This is a genomic window from Vibrio sp. 2096 (assembly GCF_033339595.1).
GTDB lineage: Bacteria > Pseudomonadota > Gammaproteobacteria > Enterobacterales > Vibrionaceae > Vibrio > Vibrio alginolyticus.
The window spans coordinates 342827-365860 of record NZ_JAWOUX010000002.1 but is presented as its reverse complement, the minus strand read 5'-3'; the positions used below and the strand labels follow the sequence as shown (position 1 = coordinate 365860).

Here is a 23034-nt window from a genome sequence, read left to right as displayed (position 1 = left end):
CATCTATTTAGTCTCTAAAACTGCTAAAATATCGCACTTACGTTAACCAAATAAATAGAAAATTTAAGGCGGCTCTATTCATCATGAAAACAAAATTAATTGTGATTGCTTTAACAGCATCTATGACAGGTTGTATGACGACTCAGCAAGCAACCGAATCGACGATGGTACCTACCAAAAGTGTTGACTCACAGCAGGTTAAAAACTGCGTATACGATAGTATGCCCGGATCAGAGTTCTCGTACATAGGTGATCCAAAATACTTTTCTCTTTATTTTGAAGATGATCAAGGGTACTTAGGAAGAAGCAATATTGGTGAAACATTAAAAGGTAAAAAATTTAAGTTTTCCGGGAATCTAAAACCGGGAGCAACAGCAATCAACACTTACCCTAAAGTACTCAACATTCAAGGTAAAGACTATTCCTTTGCTAGTAACGTAGACACTGCAGTAATGTTTGAGGGCTGTAGTACTGCTCTATGGTTTAAAGGTCATGTGAATTACAACGCGTTAATTGAAAAAAGAAGCTTTGAAAAAATTGATAAAACACCCTTTAACGCACAAGACTTAGCATATGCTTACGGTACAAAAAATGTAAAAGAAGCAAGCTACGAACCTATCATCACCACAGACGAATTTGATGATTCATCTACAATAAAAACCGAATATCAAGATAGAATGCTTTTACGAACTTGGTCCAATAGCACTCTTACGAAGAAACCTAAAAGCTTTCAAGTTTATGCTGACCTATTATTCTTGCATAATTGGGGACACATCCGAACTGCCCGTACAAAAGACGGAAAAGTGCATGAGTTAACTAAAATCGATACTGATGTCGATTGCAGTGGTAGTTTTGGTTGTTCATTAACTGAAACTGTTGGAGTTACATTACCAATATCTATGCTACAAAAAAATCCAAATGGTTTTCAGATAAAGTTCTATGGCACTCGAGAACAAGTTATCTCTGTGAGTGGCTATCACGTTAAAACACTTCTCGAAGGGATAAAAAAAATACAGTAACTCTTTACTTTTCACTCTGAGCAGGCTTGCGTTAAGTCTGCTCAGAATAGTTCAAATAGTTCGAGAAAATAACGGCTCAATTAGTCTACATCGCTGTTTTAGAAATTTAAGGCGATAGAATAAACACCTATGAGCAGCCATGTAATAATGCTAAACCGAAACCGCTTTTTCATATTCCAACTCTTATTGTGCCAGCACAAACAACGCTTCCGCGAACTTTTCGTTCGCTTCTTTTTGATCTGATAGCCAGTCATGCTTGTTGTAAATCGCTATTACACCGACCAGCTCATGCCCAAGCATTTTTTCGGTAACGTGCGGCATGGTACTTAATTCTGAACAAGTGGTAGAAATACTGCGTCTAAAGTCGTGGGTTCGCCAGTGAGGTAAGTTCAGGTTATCACGTAACCTTCTTATGTAGCGGTGTGCTTCGGATATTGAGGTGCTTTTATTTCTGACACCGCGACCAGTATTTTATAGTTATCTTTCCACTTTCCTTCAACGCATAAGTCATCGAAAGACAACTGTGTTGAGAATAGTAGATTTTCAAGAAAATATGCAGGTAGCAGACTAGGCCAAGATTTATACACATTTGTTTTTTCATCATTTTCAGTCCAAACATCTGCGAGCACTACCGAATACCGGCGGCGTTGATTTTGATTCGACCTTAGTTCTTTTTCTACAGTTTTGATTGTGTCAGTAGAAAACATTCGTTCTACATCTCGCTCAATACTACCCATTTGTTGCTTTACAGATGTAAGCCTTTTCGCTTCGATTAATATCGTAATGTTTTCATAAAAAACCACAGCATCTATATGCTTTCCGTCTTTAAGACATATGGGAGCCTCAAACCAAGATATGCATGCTTCACCAAAAGCCCGCTCTAAGGCTATTACTAAATTATTTGTTAAATTTCGTTCTGTAAATCCAGTGCTACCGTGAGCTGGGTAATATTGAGACAAAATATTAGCATAACGAGAACCCATAGCTTCACATGCTAATTTGAGCTTTTCAATCATCGAACACCCTCAAAAAATAACGTTTATTAATAGGCATGAAGCCACTTTTATTCCAGTATCATGCCGCGTTCATTTGGTAACATCAAAGCACAATCAATGAGTTAGTGATCTATATGACTAATTACTATGCAAAACACTCACTAGCTCACAGCAACTTTTTCATATTCCAACTCTTTTTGCACTTGCGTAAACAACGCTTCTGCGAACTTCTCGTATGCTTCTTTTTGGTCTGATAGCCAGTCATGCTTGTTGTAAATGGCCATTACGCCAACCAGCTCATGCCCGAGCATTTTTTCGGTTACGTGTGGCATGGTGCCAAGTTCTGAACATGTCGTAGAAATACTGCGTCTAAAATCGTGGGTTCGCCAATGAGGTAGGTTCAGGTTATCGCGTAACCTTCTTATGTAGCGATTTGCTGCGGATATGCAGATGGGCTTATGGAGGGATGCGCCAGGGAAAAGGTATTCATCATAGATGTTCATTAACCTTTCTAGCATCGGCTTGATGTGTTTGGGGATGGGTCTGCGAATGGTGTTACCCATTTTGCTGAGTTCTGGTGGTACCGTCCAAATGTCGTTGACCATATCGAAGTGTTCGCGCTTGGCCAAGCGAAGCTCTGATAGTCGGTTACCCCATAACATTGTTATTAAGTGCAAGTTCTTGGTCGATGTACCTGCTTTGCTACGTTCAATCGCGATCCAAACTTTGGCAAGTTCAGGAAGTGATAGAACTCGCTCACCGGCACTTGGTGACTCACCAACATCTTGCTGTCTGATTTTTTCAAAGTGCGTACCATCAATAAGGAACTTGGATTTACAGAAGTTAAGACAAGCGCGCATTTTAGAGAATGCAGAGTTAGCCGTCTTCGGATTCTTCTTGGCAATGTCATCAAACCAACGCATCCATTCACGCGCGGTGATCTTTTCTACATCGACATCAGGAAAGGCATTGTAAAAGTAGTTATTTGCCACCGAGCGGTAAAGCACCTGCGTCCCCTCTTTCTGAGTCGAGACTTTGTGCTCAAACCAGTAGTCGAGACAGTCCTTCAGGGTAACAAAATCCGTTTCACCAGTAAGGGCTATCTCTGGGTTTCTTCCCTCTTCTTTAAGTTCAAGCATCCTTTTATGGATTTGCCTTGCATTCTTGAGGGTGGTTATCGGATACTTGCCTATACGAATGCGTTTGTTTTTACCATTAAACCTGCAACGGTATTGGAACGTGATGTTTGCTTTGGGTGATATCTTCGCTATTAGTCCTTCGCCGTCATTCAGTTCTGCCGGGCCGCTATATTCGCTTAGTTTTGCAATAGCTTTTAGCTGCTTGTCTGTAATGCTCAAGTTGTCTACCTTAAATTAGGACGCAGCACTTACAAATTTTGGACACATATTTAGACGCAAGTGCAAATGTAAAACGCGTAAAAACAATTAAAACCTAACGAAAAGATAGCACATAGAACACTGCTAATCGACTGATATACAAGGCTAGTTTTGAAGAACAACGAACAGAAAAAGACATCCATGAATAATACCGAACAGCCTACATTCTTCTTCTTTGATTATGAGACATGGGGAACCAACCCCGCGAAAGATCGCCCAAGCCAGTTCGCTGGTGTTCGTACAGATGAAAACTTTAATATCATCGGCGAGCCTTTAGTCATGTACTGCCAGCCACCTGCTGATTATCTTCCGTCTCCTGAAGCTGCACTTATTACTGGTATTACTCCGCAAAAAACGGTTCAAGAAGGCCTTTCTGAGCCAGAGTTTATCGCTAAGATTCACGCTGAACTCGCGAAACCCAATACTACCAGTTTAGGCTACAACAGCATTCGCTTTGATGACGAAGTGACCCGTTATACTTGTTATCGCAACTTTATCGATCCATACGCATGGAGTTGGCAAAACGGTAACTCACGTTGGGATTTACTCGATGTACTACGCGCGTGCCATGCCCTTCGCCCAGAAGGCGTAGAATGGCCAGAAAACGAAGATGGCTTCACTAGCTTTAAATTAGAACACTTGTCTGTGGCTAACGGCATAGAACATAGTAACGCGCACGATGCCATGGCAGATGTGGTTGCGACTATCGAAATGGCAAAGAAAGTAAAAGCAGCGCAACCAAAATTGTTTGATTACTTTTTTTCTATGCGCCAAAAGCGCAAGCTCAATGATTTAGTCGACATCGTCAACATGACACCGTTGATGCACGTTTCAGGCATGCTAGGGCGCGAATGCCAGTACACTAGCTGGATTGTGCCTGTTGCTTGGCATCCAACCAATAATAACGCCGTTATCACCATCGATTTAGCGAAAGACCCTCAACCTATTCTTGAGCTATCCGCAGAAGAGCTGCACGAAAGACTCTACACGAAGCGCGAAGATCTTGGTGAATTGCTACCAGTGCCAGTTAAACTAGTTCATTTGAACAAATGCCCTATTCTCGCCCCTGCAAAAACGTTAACGGCTGAAAATGCAGAGTCTATTGGCATTGATCGCCAACAATGTCTCGCCAATCTCGCTTTGTTGCGCCAACATCCTGAAATTAGAGAAAAGCTGATTAGCCTCTTTTCAGTCGAGCGCAAATTCGATAAAAGTGATGACGTCGATACACAACTTTACGACGGGTTCTTTTCTCCAGCCGATCGCGCAGCTATGGATATCATTCGCGAAACCGATCCGAATAATCTTGCTGCATTAGACATTGAATTTGATGACAAGCGCATTAAACCTCTATTGTTCCGCTATCGTGCGCGTAACTTCCCAGGCACATTAGACGAGCAAGAACAAAGACGCTGGGCACTACACTGTCGAGAAGTGTTTGAAAGCCAAATTGAAGAGTACATGCTGAATTTAGAAAACTTAGTTCACGAACATGAAAGTGACGAAAAGAAGATTGCGATATTAAAATCCGTGTACCGTTATGTAGAGAGCTTAGCTTCCTAACTCCTCCTAATACAAGCGCACCTTATGGTGTGCTTGTTGTTTATATACTGTCAAAATGATTAAAGAACGATTCTTACAACTGATCCAACTGCTCATTTCAATCTTCCTCATCATGGGAGCACTTGGCATCGGAATTACCATTCAAAAGTTCACTGGCGTTTCCGTTCCAGGAAGTGTCATCGGTATGCTCGTACTGTTTTTCTCCATGACTCTTGGGCTTGTAAAAGTCGACTGGGTCAAACCGGGCGCCACGCTATTTATACGCTATATGATCTTATTGTTCGTTCCTATCAGCGTCGGATTAATGCAGCATTTCGATTTACTACTCGCCAATGCGCTCCCTATCATCGCTAGCGCGGTTGGCGGTTCACTCATTGTATTGGTCAGCCTCGCTTGGCTGCTGGATTACTTGCTACAGGAGAAACACTGATATGTGGTTAGTTGTTACCATTGCGGTTTTTCTTATCGCTCGCCAAATCGCAATCAAAGTGAACAATCCTCTAGCAAACCCTTTGCTGATCAGTATCGCAGTGCTCATTCCTTTGCTTACTTACTTAAATGTGCCATTTGAAACGTATTATGCGGATAACGAAGGAATTAGCTTTTTGCTTCAACCTGCTGTAGTTGCTCTGGCTTATCCACTATATGAACAACTACCACAAATTAAAGCAAACTGGCGAATCATCACTTTCGCTTGCACAGTAGGCAGTGTGATGTCGATGATGACAACCACCTTGATCGCAGTCGCTTTCAAAGCGGATATCAGTTTAATCGCGAGTCTAGTGGGTAAATCCGTCACGACACCAATAGCGATGGAAATATCGAGTCACCTCGGTGGTGAAGCCGCCGTTGCAGCGATCTTGGTTCTGATTGTCGGTTTATTGGGCGCAATTTTGGCATACCCAATTTACAATTTGATTGGAATTAAACACCCGATTGCACGTGGTCTGACAATGGGTACAGTCTCTCATGCCTTAGGCACCGCTACTTGTGCAGAGAAACAGCCCATAGATGCCGCGTTCTCATCACTCGCATTGGTTTTATGTGGGATTATAACTTCTATTTTGGCTCCAAGTTTTTTTGCTTTGGCGGTCTGGCTATATCAATAGTTAAGCGCTCTCGGTCTGCCCTCCTTCCGGCAGGCCGTAGCCTTTCCGCTTCTTCCTTACCCCTTTCAAATTCCTATCTTATCTAGCAACCTCACCCCGTAATATCGTGAAGGGACTTGATCGAGATATACATTCATAGCATTAGCATTCTAGCTGCTACCACTCGCTCTAGATTACGTAAGTATAAAGTAGCATAGCGGTAAAAGTCGCGTTGGTAACATACTCCTGCTCCTTGGTCATATGAATATATACTGATATGGTTAATTGTGAGACGGAGATAACGCTTCACACCTGTGCAATCGAATACATGTGTGAGCTCACTCTAATTATGTAACAGAATTATCAATTGCATTATTTATCGTGATCTAACGCACGGAACATTTCTATCTTTCACATAGAATAACTGTCCATGCAATAACAAGGATTCAACATGAAAAGTCGCATTGAACAGGCGCTAGCAGGCGCTCCAGAAGCACTTTCCAAACAACTTGCTCCTATCATCCAAGCTGATGATTTTGATGCTACGCTTTCAGTTCAACAATTTGAGCAGTTGCTTTCAGCTACCGGTCTATCAGACAAAGAGCTTCGTGTTGCGCTACTTCCTTTTGCCGCAGCGTACTCCTATGCTCCCCTTTCTGACTTTTATGTCGGCGCTATCGTTCGTGGCCTTTCAGGTCGCCTTTACTTCGGTGCCAACATGGAATTCTTTGGTGTACAGTTGGGTCAAACGGTTCACGCAGAGCAGTCTGCGATTAGCCATGCTTGGATGAAAGGCGAACGTGGTGTTAAGGATATCACTATCAACTTCAGCCCATGTGGTCACTGCCGCCAGTTCATGAATGAGTTATCTACCGCAAACGAGCTTAAAATCCAGCTCCCAGAACGCGAAGAAAAGTCACTTCATGAATACCTGCCTGAAGCCTTTGGACCAAATGATCTCGGTATCGAGTCCGGCTTAATGGCAGAAGTTAAACACCAATTCTCATGTGATGATGAAGACGCACTCATCCAAACTGCAGTTGAAGCGATGAACATGAGCCACTCTCCATACACCAACAACTTGAGTGGTTTAGCATTAGAGATGACTAGCGGTCGTGTATTCCAAGGCGCTTATGCAGAAAATGCAGCGTTTAATCCTAGCTTGCCACCGCTACAAGTTGCGCTAATCCAAGTTTTACTTGCGGGTGAAACCTTTGACAGCATCAAAGCCGCTGCATTGGTAGAGAACTCAGAAGGTAAGATCAGTCATTTAGCCGATACGCAATCAACGTTGGAAGCGTTGAATCCAGATATTCCGCTTAGTTTTGTCAACGTATAAACGACAAATTCAACAAAAAGCTCTACAACATGTAGAGCTTTTTTATTACCTAAAAACCAAAAGCAAACGTTTGCTTTGTCATAAAACTTCAGTATGATCTCCTGCAATTTCTGTCTCATCACTCTATTTTGTAAGGGAACACTATGTTTGGCACTGCAACTAGCGCAAATGCTACCCGTGTATTACTTTTAGGCTCTGGCGAACTCGGTAAAGAAGTCGCCATTGAATGCCAGAGACTTGGTTTAGAAGTGATTGCTTGTGATCGCTATGCCAATGCTCCAGCGATGCAAGTCGCTCACCGTAGTTATGTTATCGACATGTTAGATGGGAACGCCTTAGAAGAAGTTATTACGAAGGAACAACCTACTTACGTCGTACCAGAAATTGAAGCCATCGCAACCGGCAAACTGGTAGAGCTTGAAGAAAAAGGACTGAATGTTGTTCCAACCGCTAAGGCAACCAGGCTAACAATGAATCGTGAAGGTATCCGACGTTTGGCAGCAGAAGAACTGGAATTGACGACTTCACCTTATCGTTTTGCAGATAACTTTGAAGACTTCAAAGCCGCGGTTGAACATGTGGGTATTCCGTGCGTGGTGAAGCCAGTGATGAGCTCTTCCGGTAAAGGGCAAAGTGTTATCAAGACCGAAGACGACGTTACAAAAGCATGGGATTACGCTCAGGAAGGCGGACGTACGGGTGCAGGTCGCGTTATCGTGGAAGGTTTTATCGACTTCGATTACGAAATCACTTTATTGACCATCAGAGCCGTTGACGGTGTGCATTTCTGTGCTCCAATTGGTCATCGTCAGGAAGATGGCGACTACCGCGAATCATGGCAACCGCAAGCTATGTCAGAAAACGCAGTAAAAGCAGCTGAATACACGGCTGAGAAAGTGGTAAACGCGCTCGGTGGCTACGGCATCTTTGGTGTAGAGCTGTTTGTCAAAGGCGATAAAGTCATTTTCAATGAGGTCTCTCCTCGCCCTCACGATACGGGTATGGTTACAATGATTTCGCAGGAAATGTCTGAGTTTGCTCTCCACGTGCGCGCGTTTACCGGAATGCCAATTAATAATATTGTGCAATATGGCCCATCTGCGTCTGCTGTTATTCTTGGACAAGGAACTTCCACAAACATTCGCTTTGAAAACCTAAGCAAAGCTTTAGCTCAACCTCAAACACAAGTTCGTCTATTCGGTAAGCCAGAAATCGATGGCCGCCGCCGTTTAGGTATTGTCCTTACGCGACGAAAAACCACCGAAGAAGCCGTTCAAGATGCTGTTGAAAGTGCTTCAAAAGTGAATATCATTTATTAAATACGAACCACTCATACAAAAATAGCGCAGCTCAAATTGCTGCGCTATTTCGTGTTCCAAACCGAAGAGAGCCTATTCACTCTCGATTAAGTACACTTCTTCAGAGAAGCGACTTAAGCCTTTTTTCACAATTTTAGGATGATTCTCGTCAGCTTCATCTACGTTCAAACAAGTAACTTTGTAACCTGAAAATAACTGCTCAATCTCTTCGACCGGCACGCTAAATGGAGGCCCCGCCATCTCTTCTTGAGGATAGTTGAGTGTAACAAGCAAAATACGACCGCCTGGGTTCAGCAGTTGCTTGAGACGCTCTACATACTCCTCTCGCATATCTTGCGGTAAAGCAACCAACGCGGCGCGATCATAAATGATATCGGCTTGAGATAGTGGTGCAGTGAAAAAGTCCCCAGTATAAATAGAGAGCTCATCAAATTGATAAAGCTCGTGCTTGCCATTAAGAGGCGTTACCGTTGGCGTGTAAAAATGTTCAGCAAAAAAGGCACGCACAGCAATATGGCTTAGCTCAACACCTTCAACCGAATCATGCTTCATCGCTAGCCAAATCAAGTCTTCTGACTTTCCACATAAAGGAACTAACACTTTATCTTCACGCTTTGGATTAGTGTGTTTCCAATATACTGGTAATAGCGGGTTTACATCTTCCAAGTGAAATCCGATCTGATTGCTGGCCCATTTGTTATGCCAAAATTCTTGGTCTCTCATTTTACTTTCTACTTGTCGGCTGTTTTCATTTTGAGAGGTAAGACTAACGTTTTTTTTCAATTTGTCTATGCCGTTCATCTTTGGTTAATACTGCGGTGATAGGATGTAATCGGTCTCATAGGAGACGCGCCTCTATCTGATAATCAGAATAAAGAAAAGAGAAATGGTGATCTAACGCACGATTCTACTTCAAGATAAAACTGAAACCTTGGAATCTTTCGTAATGGCCCCATTTATAAGTTAGTACCTGATTTGCCGAACTTAGCGACCTTTATGTTCCCTATTTTCTAAGTACAAGCAAGTTAAGGAGAGTGAATGAGCTTATTTCTTCGTACTACAGCATTGATGCTTTTGGTACTTAGCCGTGCACCGGCATTTGCCGCACTTCCAATTACCCCTGCGCCTAGTGGCGAACAAAATCGTTCAACCAGCCAAAACGAAGTTTGTTCGAAACTTTTTAAACACAGCCTTAGCGGTTTATATGGCATTCAGTCAATCGACACCACACCAACTCAGCCATATTCTGACTTCGACATTCTTTACAGCAAAGCTCACCAAGCGCAATTTGAACTTGAAACTATCTGTAAAAGTACCGCACTTCTTAATGACGCTCAGCCATACTTCGCAGGCGTGAAATCCAAACAACGAGCAGAAGAAAAGATAGCTTTAGAGTTAGATGGGAAAGTTGAACGTATTACTGACCTAGCACGTGCAACGATTGTAGCTGAAGACGTCGCGAGTTTAGTCTCCATTTATGAAACGTTAGAGCGTGAAACAACGATTGTGAAAGTAAAAAATCGATTCAAAAAACCTGGCCCTTCAGGATATAGAGACTTGAACTTGCTCGTTCGTTTACCAAAAACAAACCTAGTAGCCGAAGTTCAACTGCACTTGAAAGCAATCGCAGATGTAAAAAGCGGTCCCGAACACGACCTATACGAAAAAATCCAGAAACTAGAACGTCAAGCGATGTTGGAAAAACGTGAGCTAAGCGAAATAGAGCTTGCCTCTATTCGCAACATGCGTACACAGTCTAAGAACTTGTACCAACAAGCATGGCAACCATACTTAACAACGCATCTAGAAGCGGCGTAACCGATATCATTAAGCGTCTCTCATAAACAGAAAAACCACCGCATTGCGGTGGTTTTCATTTGTATGCACACGAATTTTACGCAAAAAAAGACCACGCCTTAGCGTGATCCATTTATTCGGCTTACTGTACTTTCTTCAGGTTTTCTACACGAGCTTTTAACTTCTGACCCGGGCGAAAAGTCACTACACGTCGAGCAGTAATTGGAATATCTTCACCAGTTTTCGGGTTACGACCAGGTCGTTCATTCTTGTCACGAAGATCAAAGTTACCAAAACCTGACAGTTTTACCTGTTCGCCACTTTCCAGTGCCTTACGAATCTCTTCAAAGAACACTTCCACCGTTTCCTTGGCGTCCCGCTTACTAAATCCTAATTTATCAAACAGGTTTTCTGCCAGTTCGGCTTTTGTGAGCGCCATAAAACTTTCCTCAAAGCTATGTTAAACAATGCTACGTTAGTGTAGCGCCAGAGCAGTTTTACCCTACCAATTCAACAACATATCGGGGTTACATCAGGAAGTGTATGACAAGCTTATGATTTTCGCCAACTTTTTTCTTGGCGAACAAAAGGAATAGCACTACGTAAATTATTGTTAAACACCAGAAATTTGATATTTTTGTTTTTGTTTCATCTTTATCAGGAAAAACATCCAGATTATAAAACTAAAAGTAGTTTAAATATCAACATTAAACACTATTTAATAAAAATATCAGATATTGGTTATTTAACAGACACTTGACATAGAACTTGTCGTAAATTCAGTGATTTGTATGTAACTCGATACGTAACAATTAGATTAAAAGGTATGACCACCTGTACTTTGCAACTGTGCTTAGAAAGCTTGATTAAACCCACGCTTCTCGCTGTTCAACGATGACGCCATATATAAAGATTGATAATGTGGAAGTTCGTGTATTTCCTCATTAGCTTCTTACACTGCTTCTAGGCGACCATGATTAATCAAATCATAAATATTCTTTTCCCTGTTTTTGCTCTTGTCGGAGTTGGCTATTTGGTCGGTCGTTACATCAAGCCTGACTTTCGCCCAATAAACCGCATTAATATTGAGGTATTTACGCCAGCACTGGTATTTTCGTCACTCGTTAGCATGCCGCTCGATTCAAATCAGGGGCCGCTTCTTTTGGCGGCAATTGTCGCGGTTTTAATTCCCGCACTACTCATGATCCCGGTATGTCGATGGACGTCACTCTCGTTTAAAACCTGGGCGCCACCACATATGTTTCGCAATAGCGGAAATCTAGCTATTCCTTTGTTTACCTATACGTTTGGAGAAATTGCGCTGTCGTCAGCAGTGCTTTTATTTGTCGTGTCAGCATGCTTGCATATCAGCTTAGGCGTAATGCTGCTTAGTCATGGCAACCCTTTTAAGCAAATAGTCAAGATGCCAATCTTTTTAGCAGCGTCGTTGGCTCTGTTTCTCAACGTGTCAAATGTGGGTGCATGGGCGCCTTTATACGAAGCCACGGCTCTACTTGGGCAAGCGGCCGTACCCGTGATGCTTTTATCTCTGGGGGCACAAATGTGTCATTTAAGGTTGGACGGTTTAAAGATTGGTGTGTTGTGTACCGTGCAGTCACTGGCAACTGGTGCTGTCGCTTTTGCACTTATTTATTGGTTAATTCCCCTTCCAACGATGCAATTGCAAATGATGGTGCTCTTCACAATGCTGCCGCCAGCCGTCATGAATTACCTATTTGCGGAAAGGCTGAATATAGAACCCATGAAAGTGGCGTCAATGGTACTATTTGGCAACTTTTTCAGCATTCTTACGCTACCTCTTCTGCTTAGCTATACCCTCTCACTCGCTGCCTAACCGCCAACAAGCTATCGTTAGCGTGTATTAGCTGAAAAACAATACGTTCCTAATCTCGGGTAAGGGCCATCCCTAGTTTGGTCTAGTATTTTAAAGTAATGAGGGGTGGTGCGAGCAGTAAGGAACTTGAACAACGATAAGGTAATCCTAAAAATAAAAAACCCTGCCGAGCTGGCAGGGTTTTCATTTCTTAAGAAGATGCGTTACGCGAGATTAGTCACGTAGAGACGCACCAAACTTCTCAGAAACGTGAGCAACGATAGCGTCAACCGCACCCGCGATATCTGCATCTTCAAGCGTACGCTCAAGTGACTGTAGAGTCAGAGCGATTGCTAGGCTCTTCTTACCATCTTCAACGCCTTTACCTACGTAAACGTCGAACAGTTTCGCATCTTTAAGGAACTCGCCACCTTGCTCTAGACAAGCGTTAACGATGTCACCAGATGCAACAGCTTCATCCACTACTACCGCGATATCACGACGGTTTGAAGGGAATTTAGAAAGTGCTACCGCTTCTGGGATCACTTTGCTGTTAATTGCAGACCATTCGATTTCGAATACGATAGTACGACCATTTAGACCGAACTTACGCTCAAGCTCAGGGTGAACGGTACCGATCACACCCACTTCTTTGCCATCTACGATAATTGCCGCAGATTGACCTGGGTGAAGTGCTGGGTTAGCTTTTTTGCTTTCAGGTGACAGTGCAGCGAAAGAGTACGCTTTTTCGTTCGCAGATAGCTCTAGAATCGCTTCTAGATCGCCCTTAAGGTCGAAGAAATCAACCGTGTTAGTTTCGATATCCCAATGTTCTTCACCGCGAGTACCAGCAATAACACCTGCAAGCATAGGCTCTTGGCGCATGCCGTTTTCTGCAGTTTCACATGGGATGAAACGTAGGCCGTATTCGAATAGACGAACGCGTGGCTGTTGACGCTTCTGGTTGTGAACAACCGTGTTCAGCAGACCTTGGATAAGACCAAGACGCATTGCTGACATGTCTGCAGAAATTGGGTTTGGAAGCACTAGAGGCTCAACACCAGGTACAACTAGCTTTTGTTGCTCAGGCTCAACGAAGCTGTATGTAATTGCTTCGTGGTAACCACGGTCAACAAGAAGATCACGAACGCGTTTCAGTGGAAGATCCGCTTCAACGTGGTTGTGCATCTTAAGTGCTGCTGCTGGGTGTTGGTTAGGAATGTTGTCATAACCGTAGATACGGCCAACTTCTTCAATTAGGTCTTGCTCGATAGCGATATCGAAACGCCATGTTGGCGCTACTGCCATCCAACCTTCTTCTGAAGCTTCAACAGTCAAACCTAGACGCTCTAGGATTTCTACTACGTCGCTATCTGCAATGTGGTGACCTAGCAGGTTGTCTAGCTTAGTACGACGTAGAGCAACTTTGTTTGGCTTAGGTAGGTCTGCTTCAGACTCTACTGCAACAACAGGTGCTACTTCACCGCCACAGATCTCAACAAGAAGCTGAGTTGCACGCTCCATTGCGCTCACTTGTAGTGCGTAATCCACACCACGCTCGAAACGCATTGAAGAATCAGTGTGAAGACCGTAGCTACGTGCGCGGCCACGGATGTGGTCAGGTGCAAAGAATGCACACTCTAGTAGAACGTCTTTAGTCTCAGTTGTTACACCAGACTCTTCACCACCAAAGATACCTGCGATTGCAAGTGCTTTGTTGTGGTCAGCAACTACTAGTGTATCTGCGTTTAGTTCTGCTTCGTTGCCGTCAAGAAGCGTTAGCTTCTCACCTTGCTCAGCCATACGAACTACGATGCCACCTTCGATCTTCGCTAGATCGAATGCGTGCATTGGTTGGCCTTGCTCTAGAAGAACGTAGTTAGTGATGTCTACTACAGGGTCGATAGAGCGAATACCACAACGACGCAGTTTCTCTTGCATCCATAGTGGCGTTTCAGCTTGAACGTTTACGTTCTTAATAACACGACCTAGGTAACGAGGACACGCAGCTGGCGCTTTCACTTCGATAGACACTTTATCGTCGATTGAAGGGGCAACTGCTTCTACTGATGGCTCAGTCACGTCAGCACGGTTTAGTACGCCAACTTCACGAGCTAGACCACGAATGCTGAAACAGTCAGCGCGGTTTGCTGTTAAGTCTACGTCTACTGTTACGTCGTCTAGACCTAGGAATTCACGGAAATCAGTACCGACTACTGCGTCTTCTGCTAGTTCCATGATACCGTCTGACTCAACGTCGATACCTAGTTCAGTGAATGAACAAAGCATGCCGTGAGATGGCTGGCCACGTAGTTTCGCTTTTTTGATTTTGAAATCACCTGGAAGAACAGCACCAACTGTTGCTACTGCTACTTTCAGACCTTGGCGACAGTTAGGTGCGCCACAAACAATGTCTAGAAGCTCTTCTTCACCCACGTCAACTTTAGTTACGCGCAGTTTGTCTGCATCTGGGTGTTGACCACATTCAACAACGTGACCGACTTTAACGCCAGTAAAAGACCCTGCAACAGGTAGAACGTCGTCTACCTCTAGACCGGCCATTGTAATTTGGTGAGTTAGCTCGTCAGTAGTAACCGCAGGGTTTACCCACTCACGAAGCCATGATTCGCTGAATTTCATGTTGATGAACCCTCTGGATTACTTGAACTGTTTTAGGAAACGAAGATCGTTCTCGAAGAACGCACGTAGGTCGTTCACGCCGTAACGAAGCATTGTTAGACGCTCAACACCCATACCGAATGCGAAACCAGAGTATTTTTCAGGATCGATACCTACGCTACGTAGCACGTTCGGGTGAACCATACCGCAGCCTAGCACTTCTAACCATTTACCGTTTTTGCCTTTCACGTCTACTTCAGCTGAAGGCTCAGTGAATGGGAAGTAAGATGGACGGAAACGTACTTCTACTTCTTCTTCGAAGAAGTTACATAGGAAATCGTGCAGGATGCCTTTCAGCTGAGCAAAGTTTACGTTCTCATCAACCAGCATGCCTTCCACTTGGTGGAACATTGGCGTGTGCGTTTGGTCGTAGTCGTTACGGTATACACGGCCTGGTGCGATGAAACGGAATGGTGGTTTACCATTTTCCATCGTACGGATCTGTACGCCTGACGTGTGAGTACGAAGCATCAAATCTGGGTTGAAGAAGAAAGTATCGTGGTCAGTACGCGCTGGGTGATCAGCTGCGATGTTTAGTGCATCAAAGTTGTGGAATGCATCTTCGATTTCTGGACCAGACTCTGTGTTAAAGCCAAGTTCGCCAAAGAACTTCTCAATACGCTCTACAGTACGAGTAACTGGGTGTAGACCACCGTTCTCGATACGACGACCTGGTAGTGTCACGTCGATCGTTTCTGCTGCTAGCTTCGCTTCTAGCTCTGCACGTTGTAGTGCATCTTTACGAGCTGCGATAGCTTGCTGAACGACGCCTTTCGCTTTGTTGATCTCTTGACCAGCTTCACGGCGTTCTTCTGGTGGTAGTTTGCCTAGGCTTTGAAGTTGAGCAGTTAGCTCACCTTTTTTACCCAGATACTGAACACGCACTTCATCAAGTGCGACTAGCGATTCGGCAGCTTCAATTGCAGTGCTCGCGCTAGCAATGATCTCTTCTAGATGTTGCATCGTTTCCTCATCTACCTGTTGGTAGTGTCCATAAGGGAGTGATTGGTTTTTTGATAGCTGTACATAGTAGCCAAACCGGGCACCAATGCCAAATTGAATTACGAAAAGAAGAGGTTATTGAATAAAAAGAGCACAAAAACGTCAAAAATGTCATCTTTAGTTGATCTGCCGTTTAGTTGTGCCTTTTTTTTTAGAAATAGTATTGAATAGATAGCTCGATAAAATCGTCATCTCTAGCGAAGTAGAGCAAATCATTTGGTGTTTCATTTTTAAACAACCAAGCATCAATTTGCCACTTAACGTGATTCGATATTCGGCTCGATGCTTCTAACTTAGCATTGTAAACATCAGCGTTATCTAAATCCTTCGTAATTCCCGTCAATACTTCCGTTCCGTCCTCATCATTGAGCGCCCAACGAATACCTGCAAACACATCATTTTGACCGATAGTTTGTGCGTTGTTCCCACGACTGTCATAGAGGTACTCACCAATAACTCCCACATCCCAAACCGTGTCAAATGCACCGACGAAGGTATACTCAAAACCCGTCACAAGACCGACATGATTATCAGCGCTATCTCGATAAACACTTTCTAGTTTCCATAACCAATCGCCAACAATTCCTTGCACATCCAGACCGACATGACTCATCAGAGCGTAGTAAGGCTTTAATTCTCCGTACTCTAAACGAAAGTAAGGATCCCGGTTTGTTCCATATAAATAGCTTAGGCCTACGTCCCAATCGCCAAGCATTTTCGAATATCGAAAAGCCACATCTACGTGCTTCTCTTCTGTGCTTGATTCATAGATAGCATCATCAGAGACAACGGGTTCGGTTCGCAAGCGGCCATCTGTACCCGCAAACGTTCGTTCCCTAAAGTAAGGTAACAACATTGCGTGGACGGTGCCCCAGTCTTTGAAAGAGGTAAAATGTAACATCGGCTGACCGAGTTTATCTTCACCATCGACGGCTTCAATGGCATCTGTTTGGTTTACTACATCAACTAAATGGGCTGATTCAGTCACTCCCCAAAAGACCTTACTAATCCCAACTCGAAGCTCATAATCATCCCAATAAGTCAGATAAAGTGCCTCTCGTATGTCGCCATGACTTCGTTCATCGTCTAGACCATCCAGACGATAGAAAGGTGTGAAAGTAAAGTTTGCATCACCATTTTGCATCTCCCAGTAAAATTCTGGCTGCAAAACCAATGACGTTTGCGCTTTGCTCTGACCCTGAGAGCCCGTTTTAAAAAACTGACGATGCTCAATATTGACTTGTCCTGCGAGCTCGACGGCAGTCAGAGGCATCGAGTAAAAAAAGGCTGCTGCACTAAGCAACAACCCAACATTTAATCGCTTCATTTTTCCTCCACTACCTCACTCGCTTCAACACATTCTTATGAAAGTCATTGTCTTGTAATCCAGTGTTAAAACGCATTTCGCTAGTCGTTAGCTCAGTACTTTTTCCTGTTTGATGGTTTGTCATCGCCATAGTGTGCGCTCGCCAATATTGGTTGAGATATTGCTTGTAATCGGAAAAAGAAAGCGTTTTTAACAAAGAGCCTTTGCGGTCGTAAAACTCAACTTTAAGTGGACGATAATGCGCTTTATCTAACCACACCGTTTGCTTGGTATAACCTGAGTTCTTATCGGTCGGAATTTGCTCTACGACGAAAACATCTTGCCCGTTTATGCTGTCATCTTTTAGGTAGTTGAAACGGTATTTTTCAATCTCAAAGGAACTGAGATCCTCATACGCGAATTCACTGCCCATAAAAGGACCTGATTTGTTACGCGAGGAAATACGTTTCACACGTTTCAGTGCAGGAAGGTAAAGCCATTGGTCATCGGCACCCACCGTATGAGAATGGTTGAGAAACGCCGTGCCTTTTACATCTCTCGGTTCATCAAATATCGTGAGCCCTTTGTCACCATCGCCATCAACTTCAAGTGATTGTAAGCGCATTAAACGTGTGCTGCTTTCTCCTTGCGCGTTTCGCAGAATCATTTGCATCGTAGCAACAGAATCCCCCCACCCTTCATCACGGGCTTTGCGCTCTTGAGCAATCTCTAATCCTTTCGCTTGATCCGCTAACACCGCATGACTCATAAAAAGCGAGACAGAAAGTGCAGATACTTTTAAGGCATTTTTTAGTAAATTCATGTTCAATCCTTTGATTCGTTATGACTGAGTAACAGCCGTGGTTTGAGAGTCAGTTGATTTAAGCTTGTTTCGGCGGTCCACCTCGACGTAGACGCCTTTGTCAAACAACATCAGTAGAGTCGGTAGAAAGATGAAATCCACAACAAGGGCAATAAAGATGACAATGGCACTCAACTGTCCCATATCGGCATTTAAACGGAAGCTCGACATCGCCAGAACAGAGAAACCAGCAACAAGCACGACCGTCGTAATCCAGAGAGCGCGCCCCACGGTACGAAAGGCGTAGCGAACCGCTTGCTCCGCACTGTGGCCATCTTTACGAGCGTGTTGATATTTAGAAAGAAAGTGAACGGCGTCATCGACAACAACACCAAGCGTTAATGTCACAACGACAGACAATCCCAAGTTAATCTCGCCAGAAACCAGCGCCCAAATACCAAAACCAATAAGCGCAGGAGCAATATTCGGGACAAGACTAATTAAGCCAAGCTTGAACGAACGCAAGGCAAAGATCAGTAATGCAGAGATTAAGACAAGAGTAATGGGCAAGGTTGACAGCATGCTGGCCATATTCGTTTCACCAATATGCGCAAACATCAATGAAGGACTAGACGCAACAACATCATATTGAGGCGCGTTTTCGTTAAACCATTGGTAAATGCGATTTTCCAAATCAACAAGCTCGACGCTGCCCAAGTTCTCCACGGTGAGAACCATCTTGATCGACGACTTATCTACATTGATTTGGTTGTTCAAATCTAAACCATACGGTAGTGACATTTCATAAAGCAGCAGATATTGAGCCGCTAATTCTCTTTCTTGAGGGAGCGAGTAATAAGCCTGATCATCTCCATGCATGTTCTTGTTTAGGCGCTTATAAATATCGCTCAAGGTCGCAACATGGTCCGTTTCTGGCTGCAACCTTAGCCAGTCAGTAAATTTACCCACGGAATTGAGAAAATTAGGATCGGCAATGCCCTGCGATTCGTTGGTTTTTATCGCGATACTGATGTTCGCCATGCCACTGATTCGCTCTTCCATAAAATCAGCCGCTCGGCGAAATTCATTGCTATGGCCAAAGTACTCGACGGATTCATCATTGACTTTGTTCAGCGGAATCAAGCTCGCACTCGCGACAATAACAAGCACCGACAACGGCAATAACGCATGTCGCTTTGACACCACGAAATCTCCTAAATGATCCATAAAGTGCTTTCTTTCATCAGAAGTATCCGACTTCACCGTAACCGGAAGGATATTAAGCAAGGCGGGAAGTAACGTGATGGAAAGGAAACAAGCAACCATGACGCCAAGGGCTGATAGGTTGCCGAAATCTCTCAGGATTGGAGAATCCGACATATTCATCATTAAAAAGCCGATCGCGGTGGTAATGGAGGTAATCAAGATAGGCATGAAATTGAGCGCAATACTTCGCTCAATAGAGTGGGCTTTACTAAAGCCGTTTTGCATAGACTGACGCATTGTCGCGATGATGTGTACACAGTCTGCGACGGCAAGCGTCATCACCAAGGTAGGCACATTAACGGTCGCCGTGCTTAAGAACATACCAGCCCATCCTGACAAGCCCATTGTAACCATAACCGAGCCGATAATAACGATGAGCGTCGCGATGACGCTAAGCAATGAGCGCAACATGATGGTCAGAAACACCAATATCACTAGTAACATAGTAGGCACTAATGTTGCGCTATCATCTTGGGCTGCGGTCATAAACGCGTAGTTCATTGCAATAATACCAGCCTTGTGGAATTCCGTGTCTGGGTACACTTGCTGATAACGTTCAATCATTCCGTTTATGTAAGCAACCACCTCTTGTACTTCAGCAGTTTTATCTATTTCAGGGAGTTGGACCGTAATGTTTACGACCGTGACATCTCCTTTTTCAGAAATCAGTGAACTTTTCAAAACCGGCTCACTCAACGCAATACTTTTGACTTTCTCTATTCGTTGAGGTGTCAATTCATATTCGCTATACAGTAAGTCTTCGACAAGAAGATCATCTTCAAACGCTTCGGTATGCTGGTAGTTGGCGAGGGAATCAACGCGGGTGGAGTATGGAACTTGCCACGCCTCGTCAGTGATCTGCTGAATAAGAGATAATGTGCTAGGAGTAAAAACAGTGCCGCTCTTTGGCGCTATAACCAAAGCAAGAGTGTCAGATTTTGCAAAGGTGGTTTGAATTTCATCAAACGCAAGTAACTGCTCATTTGTTCCATCAAAGAAGATGTCGTAATCTCCTCTAAAGTAAAGATTTTTTCCTCCAATAGTTGCTATGACAATCAATAAAACGGTAGCAAGCATCACCAATACACTGTAATTCGTTGGTAGCTTACCCCACCCTGAACGGGCGTATTGTTGAACGTTGTGATGTGGCATCACACTCTCCTTTTGTGACGTTTCGTCAAATTTAAAAACTAAAAAAACAGCAAATGCTGTAAATAACCAGACAAACTCGACATGCAAACTTTAGATCGAATGAATTTGGCTACATAAGTCAGTTTTTAGTAACTTCCTATGCTTCTCGTGATCATTGGCTGAACGCCAACCCTCGAGATTTAATGACGATTCGTCACAATAGTGCGATAAAAAAGCCAACCATAACGTCAGATTGGCCTTTCCAGTTTATTAGCGATTCACTGACTCTAAATAAGCAAGCTCTTCACTAAATAACTCCTGCTCCACTCGACGCCAGGTTTTACGGTAGTCCCATTCTGTAGATAAAGGCGACCAACATAAACCATCAAGTAACATATTCGCGTTGTGCAGTACTGAGAATGGGTCCTGAATTCGCTGAATACATCGACTGTTCGATGCATTTTGCGCCAAAGCGTTTGAACCGAATGCAATAGACCAGTTGGCGAATACAATAGCATCAGAACCAATTGCGGGAGAAAACTTAAGATCACCACATTCTACCGCATTGTTCACCAGCGCATCAGCACCATCTATTACTTGTTCTTCCAAGTTATTCAGTTCATTCACACGTTTAGGCGAAGCCTTCTCTAGAACCCAAGGCGTCTTTGCAACAATCGCACAGGTTGATAGTACTGGCTCCATACGAGCGTAAATACGATAACCTACATGCATCGCAATGATTTTTTCTCTGGTATTGCCATTAAATTTGGCGGTACGTTCGAAAAATATTGCTTCGCTTTTCAGCGAATGAATACAAAGCGCAAGAATCACATCTTCTTTGCTGCAAAAATGATTGTAGATCGTCCCTTTAGAATAAGGGCTTGACGCTGTAAGCTTGTCCATCGTTAAGTTGGCAAAGCCTTGCTCTTGAACTAAAGACTTAGCCAATTGAATAAGCTCTATCTCACGATCAGCAATCGCCTGTTGCTTTTTTGTTAGCCCTGAAGACACACGACATCCGTCTTGCTTGCTATATTTTTTACAGCGAAAGTTAAACATAATCCTTTGATCCGTATACCAACACACTCCCAATAATTGTAACACGATTCTTTAATACAGGAACGTAACTAAAGTTGACGAACCGTCACAAATGACACTTCGTCATAATAGATCAAAAAACAAACATTTCAAGTATGAATTTATAATTAGAAGATAAATAGCCACCAATTATGCATACCCAAGTAGCTACAGGATGCTTGGTTCAACGAGAATGGTTTCTTTGTAGAGGAAGCGAGAGAGGCTTTGGGAGGAACAACGAAGGAAATCAGCATGTTAAAAATAACGAAAGTAGATGCTGAACAGGTATTATTCGAAATAAGCCCAAAACACTTTAAGTCTGAATTAAGAGCAAACACCGCTGAATGCCCTACTTACAAAGTATTTGCTGTCTTAGGCTTTTTCTTTTGCAACGCCCTTTCAGAAACTCTCTTCAAAAAAGGCTCAAAATCTATATAGATAGGCTTGGCTTATCACCTGCAGCTGCGATGGCATAACGAATATCATCAATAAATCGCCCCTCTGTCTCAATAATGCCGTCAGAGAATGTGACCGGCTGATGTGGCCCAGCAAGTAGAACAATATTAGTAAAATCAGAGACATTAAAGTTCTCTGCTACAACATTTTTGGAATGAAAATCGATGACGGTCTTTGCGACTTGATCTTCCAGTAACAAAAGCTGTTCTTCGGTAATTTTCATACGCGCCAAAGCAACGCGAACACACTTATCGTGGGTAGTCGTCTGCTCTTTTATGATTTCGGTATATTTGTCGTTGAGCTTGGAGTTCTCTGCATAGCTATAATATAAAGGTCCGTGCAGCGTTATATTTTTATCTTCATCAACGTAAACGAGATCCAACAACTCTAATGCTTTTAAGTAATCGGACATGCTCTGCTCAGACAAGTCATACTTTTTCTTTAAAATAGAATAGCCGTCTTTACCTCGTAACATTCTCAATTCACGATAAAAGTCGTAAAGGTGAGGGAATTGAAAGAATACTTCATCCTGTGTGCGACTAAAGTAATCCTCGTCTTCACCTTGCAATTGATTTGCGAGCTTTTGTAGTTCATCTAACGTGCAATCAACCGCTCTACAATATTCCAGCAACTTATCTAAAGCGAGATTCGTGCTTGTAAGATGTCTCTTAAAGGTAGACAGTGGCATACCCATTTTCTCAGATAGCTCTCGATATGTTAGCCCTTTTGTTTTAATCGCTTGGCGTAATGCGGCTAGCAAGTATTCGGGAGTCAGATCTCTCATCTACAATTCCTTTTGGCAATGTTACAGCTGTATAGTATTTGTAACAATTTAGAACCGCTTGGCAAGGTATAAGTTCATATTTTTATAAGAAAAACATGAATTAATATACTGAAAGGAGAATTCACACAACAAATGAAAAATTCAATATGAATTCAATTTCATTATAGATATAAAATAATA

At 43.2% G+C, this 23034-nt stretch carries 21 protein-coding genes; 9 read left to right on the top strand and 12 right to left on the bottom strand.

The annotated features are described in order from the left end of the window. Positions 1-83: 83 nt before the first annotated feature. On the top strand, positions 84-1019 hold the full coding sequence (locus R7Q41_RS04915) for a hypothetical protein (RefSeq protein WP_318112978.1): 936 nt from the start codon (positions 84-86) through the stop codon (positions 1017-1019). 183 nt (positions 1020-1202) lie between these two features. Here R7Q41_RS04915 and R7Q41_RS04910 read toward each other — a convergent pair whose 3' ends face one another. The 3 genes from R7Q41_RS04910 to R7Q41_RS04900 form a co-directional block, all read right to left on the bottom strand. Then, positions 1203-1412, bottom strand: a complete 210-nt coding sequence (locus R7Q41_RS04910) for a hypothetical protein (protein WP_334545666.1) — start codon at positions 1410-1412, stop codon at positions 1203-1205. Positions 1413-1429: 17 nt separating this feature from the next. Continuing rightward, complete coding sequence (locus R7Q41_RS04905; protein ID WP_318112980.1) at positions 1430-2035, bottom strand: hypothetical protein; 606 nt, start codon at positions 2033-2035, stop codon at positions 1430-1432. Between the two features lie 140 nt (positions 2036-2175). Further along, positions 2176-3372 (bottom strand): site-specific integrase, encoded by a 1197-nt coding sequence (locus R7Q41_RS04900; RefSeq protein WP_318112981.1) that lies wholly within the window; start codon positions 3370-3372, stop codon positions 2176-2178. A gap of 180 nt (positions 3373-3552) precedes the next feature. On the opposite strand from R7Q41_RS04900, the gene sbcB reads away from it, so the two are divergent. From sbcB to purT, 5 genes are all read left to right on the top strand, one after another. Further along, a complete protein-coding gene (gene sbcB / locus R7Q41_RS04895) occupies positions 3553-4974 on the top strand; it encodes an exodeoxyribonuclease I (protein ID WP_064368108.1) in 1422 nt (473 codons plus the stop codon). Between the two features lie 55 nt (positions 4975-5029). Beyond that, entirely contained in the window at positions 5030-5404 is a 375-nt protein-coding gene (locus R7Q41_RS04890) for a CidA/LrgA family protein (protein ID WP_005377887.1), read from the top strand. 1 nt (position 5405) lies between these two features. Then, entirely contained in the window at positions 5406-6083 is a 678-nt protein-coding gene (locus R7Q41_RS04885; RefSeq protein ID WP_005385454.1) for an LrgB family protein, read from the top strand. A 430-nt stretch (positions 6084-6513) separates the two neighbouring features. Then, positions 6514-7401, top strand: coding sequence for a cytidine deaminase (gene cdd / locus R7Q41_RS04880; protein WP_206959126.1), 888 nt, complete (start codon positions 6514-6516; stop codon positions 7399-7401). A gap of 143 nt (positions 7402-7544) precedes the next feature. Then, positions 7545-8720 carry a formate-dependent phosphoribosylglycinamide formyltransferase gene (gene purT, locus R7Q41_RS04875; RefSeq protein ID WP_258624891.1) on the top strand — a complete coding sequence of 392 codons (1176 nt, stop codon included), beginning with the start codon at positions 7545-7547 and terminating at the stop codon, positions 8718-8720. A 72-nt stretch (positions 8721-8792) separates the two neighbouring features. Here purT and R7Q41_RS04870 read toward each other — a convergent pair whose 3' ends face one another. Further along, the gene (locus tag R7Q41_RS04870; protein WP_154204661.1) at positions 8793-9443 is read right to left on the bottom strand and encodes a thiopurine S-methyltransferase; all 651 of its coding nucleotides are present in this window, start codon (positions 9441-9443) and stop codon (positions 8793-8795) included. A 315-nt stretch (positions 9444-9758) separates the two neighbouring features. Here R7Q41_RS04870 and R7Q41_RS04865 point away from each other — a divergent pair, with 315 nt between their 5' ends. Next, positions 9759-10538: a phosphoribosylglycinamide formyltransferase gene (locus R7Q41_RS04865; protein WP_025766820.1), complete on the top strand. Its 780-nt coding sequence runs from the start codon at positions 9759-9761 to the stop codon at positions 10536-10538. A gap of 121 nt (positions 10539-10659) precedes the next feature. On the opposite strand, the gene ihfA is transcribed toward R7Q41_RS04865, so the two are convergent. Continuing rightward, positions 10660-10956: an integration host factor subunit alpha gene (gene ihfA / locus R7Q41_RS04860; protein ID WP_005377899.1), complete on the bottom strand. Its 297-nt coding sequence runs from the start codon at positions 10954-10956 to the stop codon at positions 10660-10662. A gap of 534 nt (positions 10957-11490) precedes the next feature. Here ihfA and R7Q41_RS04855 point away from each other — a divergent pair. Continuing rightward, a complete protein-coding gene (locus tag R7Q41_RS04855) occupies positions 11491-12372 on the top strand; it encodes an AEC family transporter (protein WP_005377901.1) in 882 nt (293 codons plus the stop codon). A gap of 213 nt (positions 12373-12585) precedes the next feature. Here the strand turns inward: R7Q41_RS04855 and pheT are convergent, their stop codons facing one another. The 6 genes from pheT to R7Q41_RS04825 form a co-directional block, all read right to left on the bottom strand. Continuing rightward, positions 12586-14991: a phenylalanine--tRNA ligase subunit beta gene (gene pheT / locus R7Q41_RS04850; RefSeq protein ID WP_005385469.1), complete on the bottom strand. Its 2406-nt coding sequence runs from the start codon at positions 14989-14991 to the stop codon at positions 12586-12588. Between the two features lie 18 nt (positions 14992-15009). Next, the gene (gene pheS / locus R7Q41_RS04845; protein ID WP_065645301.1) at positions 15010-15993 is read right to left on the bottom strand and encodes a phenylalanine--tRNA ligase subunit alpha; all 984 of its coding nucleotides are present in this window, start codon (positions 15991-15993) and stop codon (positions 15010-15012) included. Between the two features lie 190 nt (positions 15994-16183). Further along, positions 16184-17359 carry a hypothetical protein gene (locus R7Q41_RS04840; RefSeq protein ID WP_213889992.1) on the bottom strand — a complete coding sequence of 392 codons (1176 nt, stop codon included), beginning with the start codon at positions 17357-17359 and terminating at the stop codon, positions 16184-16186. A gap of 10 nt (positions 17360-17369) precedes the next feature. Continuing rightward, on the bottom strand, positions 17370-18161 hold the full coding sequence (locus tag R7Q41_RS04835; RefSeq protein WP_213889993.1) for an outer membrane lipoprotein-sorting protein: 792 nt from the start codon (positions 18159-18161) through the stop codon (positions 17370-17372). A gap of 18 nt (positions 18162-18179) precedes the next feature. Continuing rightward, entirely contained in the window at positions 18180-20558 is a 2379-nt protein-coding gene (locus tag R7Q41_RS04830) for an efflux RND transporter permease subunit (protein WP_318144380.1), read from the bottom strand. Between the two features lie 249 nt (positions 20559-20807). Continuing rightward, positions 20808-21596 carry a TetR/AcrR family transcriptional regulator gene (locus tag R7Q41_RS04825; protein WP_213889995.1) on the bottom strand — a complete coding sequence of 263 codons (789 nt, stop codon included), beginning with the start codon at positions 21594-21596 and terminating at the stop codon, positions 20808-20810. Between the two features lie 270 nt (positions 21597-21866). On the opposite strand from R7Q41_RS04825, the gene R7Q41_RS04820 reads away from it, so the two are divergent. Next, positions 21867-22052: a hypothetical protein gene (locus R7Q41_RS04820; RefSeq protein WP_005377915.1), complete on the top strand. Its 186-nt coding sequence runs from the start codon at positions 21867-21869 to the stop codon at positions 22050-22052. Here R7Q41_RS04820 and R7Q41_RS04815 read toward each other — a convergent pair. Next, entirely contained in the window at positions 22045-22854 is an 810-nt protein-coding gene (locus R7Q41_RS04815) for a helix-turn-helix domain-containing protein (protein ID WP_005385480.1), read from the bottom strand. The genes R7Q41_RS04820 and R7Q41_RS04815 overlap by 8 nt on opposite strands. Positions 22855-23034: the final 180 nt, after the last annotated feature.

Bases quoted from the DNA above. Each gene is read 5' to 3' on its own strand.
- R7Q41_RS04915 (WP_318112978.1), top strand. From the start codon at position 84: ATGAAAACAAAATTAATTGTGATTGCTTTAACAGCATCTATGACAGGT.
- R7Q41_RS04905 (WP_318112980.1), bottom strand. From the start codon at position 2,035: ATGATTGAAAAGCTCAAATTAGCATGTGAAGCTATGGGTTCTCGTTAT.
- sbcB (WP_064368108.1), top strand. From the start codon at position 3,553: ATGAATAATACCGAACAGCCTACATTCTTCTTCTTTGATTATGAGACA.
- R7Q41_RS04890 (WP_005377887.1), top strand. From the start codon at position 5,030: ATGATTAAAGAACGATTCTTACAACTGATCCAACTGCTCATTTCAATC.
- R7Q41_RS04885 (WP_005385454.1), top strand. From the start codon at position 5,406: ATGTGGTTAGTTGTTACCATTGCGGTTTTTCTTATCGCTCGCCAAATC.
- cdd (WP_206959126.1), top strand. From the start codon at position 6,514: ATGAAAAGTCGCATTGAACAGGCGCTAGCAGGCGCTCCAGAAGCACTT.
- purT (WP_258624891.1), top strand. From the start codon at position 7,545: ATGTTTGGCACTGCAACTAGCGCAAATGCTACCCGTGTATTACTTTTA.
- R7Q41_RS04870 (WP_154204661.1), bottom strand. From the start codon at position 9,443: ATGAGAGACCAAGAATTTTGGCATAACAAATGGGCCAGCAATCAGATC.
- R7Q41_RS04865 (WP_025766820.1), top strand. From the start codon at position 9,759: ATGAGCTTATTTCTTCGTACTACAGCATTGATGCTTTTGGTACTTAGC.
- ihfA (WP_005377899.1), bottom strand. From the start codon at position 10,956: ATGGCGCTCACAAAAGCCGAACTGGCAGAAAACCTGTTTGATAAATTA.
- R7Q41_RS04855 (WP_005377901.1), top strand. From the start codon at position 11,491: ATGATTAATCAAATCATAAATATTCTTTTCCCTGTTTTTGCTCTTGTC.
- pheT (WP_005385469.1), bottom strand. From the start codon at position 14,991: ATGAAATTCAGCGAATCATGGCTTCGTGAGTGGGTAAACCCTGCGGTT.
- pheS (WP_065645301.1), bottom strand. From the start codon at position 15,993: ATGCAACATCTAGAAGAGATCATTGCTAGCGCGAGCACTGCAATTGAA.
- R7Q41_RS04840 (WP_213889992.1), bottom strand. From the start codon at position 17,359: ATGAAGCGATTAAATGTTGGGTTGTTGCTTAGTGCAGCAGCCTTTTTT.
- R7Q41_RS04835 (WP_213889993.1), bottom strand. From the start codon at position 18,161: ATGAATTTACTAAAAAATGCCTTAAAAGTATCTGCACTTTCTGTCTCG.
- R7Q41_RS04830 (WP_318144380.1), bottom strand. From the start codon at position 20,558: ATGCCACATCACAACGTTCAACAATACGCCCGTTCAGGGTGGGGTAAG.
- R7Q41_RS04825 (WP_213889995.1), bottom strand. From the start codon at position 21,596: ATGTTTAACTTTCGCTGTAAAAAATATAGCAAGCAAGACGGATGTCGT.
- R7Q41_RS04820 (WP_005377915.1), top strand. From the start codon at position 21,867: ATGTTAAAAATAACGAAAGTAGATGCTGAACAGGTATTATTCGAAATA.
- R7Q41_RS04815 (WP_005385480.1), bottom strand. From the start codon at position 22,854: ATGAGAGATCTGACTCCCGAATACTTGCTAGCCGCATTACGCCAAGCG.